We start from the raw sequence: 1,482 nt of genomic DNA, 5'->3' as shown, positions 1-1,482 counted from the left end.
GATGCGTGAAGGGCTACGAGTGCATTATGGCCCGCCCCGCGTCCGGCGACAACTGACCGGTAGGTCAGGTCAGTTCGACCGTCCGATCGGTCGTTTAGAGGGCCGCACGAATTACCGTGGACTCCATGATCCCTCCCTCTCCCGTCCCGTACGTCGAGTTCGACGGTCACCCCGCCACCCCGGACGACCTGCGGATTCCCGCCTTCTCCGGCTACGGCCACTTCACCGCCTTCCAGGTCGTGGACGGTCGCGTACGGGGCTGGGACCTCCACCTGAACCGGCTGCGCGCCGCGAACCAGGAGCTGTTCGGCCTGGACCTGGAGGCGGATCTGCCGCGCCGGCTGGTACGCGGGGCGCTGTCGGGAGCGGGTGTACGGGACGCCACGGTGCGGGTGCACGGCCTCCTGCCGCCGGGTGCGACGAAGACGGTGCTGATGGTGACGGTGGCGCCTCCCGCCGCGCCGGAGACGAAGCCGCTGAGCCTTCTCTCGGTGTCGTACGCCCGCGATCTGCCGCACCTCAAGCGGCCCGGCGACTTCAGCCAGACCTACTACGGCAGGCTGGCGGTGCGTTCGGGGTACGACCAGGCGCTGTTGACCGCCCCCGGCGGAGTGGTCACCGAGGGGTCGATCACCAACATCGGCTTCTGGGACGGCGATCGTGTGGTCTGGCCGAACGCCCCGGCGCTGATCGGGATCACCATGGCGCTGCTGGAGGAGGGGCTCGCGCTGGCCGGGGCCCCTTCGGCCCGGCGGCAGGTGACCCTGGACGGGCTCGGCGACTTCCGGGCCGCGTTCGTCACCAATTCCCGGGCCATCATCCCCGTCCACCGGATCGACGACCGGACGTACCCGGTGGACGCCGGACTGATGGAGCTGCTGGAGAAGGTGTACCGGGACACCCCGGCGGAACCGGTCTGACGCGGGGCCCCCGGCCCCACGACCACCGAGTCGTGGACACCCCGGCATCCATGACAACGCCCTCACCGGGCCCGGGGGGGGTGGGGCCGGTGAGGGCGGTTGCCAGGGGGCGGCGGGGGGGGGGGGGTGCCGCCCCGTGGGGGGGATGTCTTGCGTCTGCCCGACCCCCGGAAGACCATGCGTGTGACCTGCGTCACACATTCGTTTCGGGCGTCACTCGTTCGGCACCCGGGCGCGCCACGCGGACCGGACGGCCCACCAAAACCGCCGCGACCTGCGCGGATCGCCGACGGCAAGGGTGGCGCGCCGGTCCGTACGGGTGACTTCTGAGAGCGCGTCAGCAGGCATGGGGAGCGGCCCGCCCGTTACCTCGGAAGCAGGAAACGTCCCGTTCCGGCCCGTCCGGTCCGGGCCCGTCCCGCTCTGCTCGCGCCCTACCCGGAGGACCTCCCATGCTCCGTCCACTCCGCTCCTCGACCGGTACCGCCGTCGCGCTCGCCGCGACCCACGGAGCAGCAGCCGACGCACACGAAGACCCAGGAGCACACGGGTGCGACCGCGG

General features: G+C 71.7%; 1 protein-coding gene. It reads left to right on the top strand.

Going from position 1 to position 1,482, the window contains the following annotated elements; translation table 11 throughout:
- The first annotated feature begins 125 nt into the window (after positions 1-125).
- Positions 126-920, top strand: coding sequence for an aminotransferase class IV (locus ACWD3D_RS36995; RefSeq protein ID WP_451465013.1), 795 nt, complete (start codon positions 126-128; stop codon positions 918-920).
- The last annotated feature ends 562 nt before the right edge of the window (positions 921-1,482 follow it).

The organism is Streptomyces sp. NPDC002690 (genome assembly GCF_053592415.1).
This window is presented reverse-complemented; position numbering and strand designations above follow the sequence as displayed.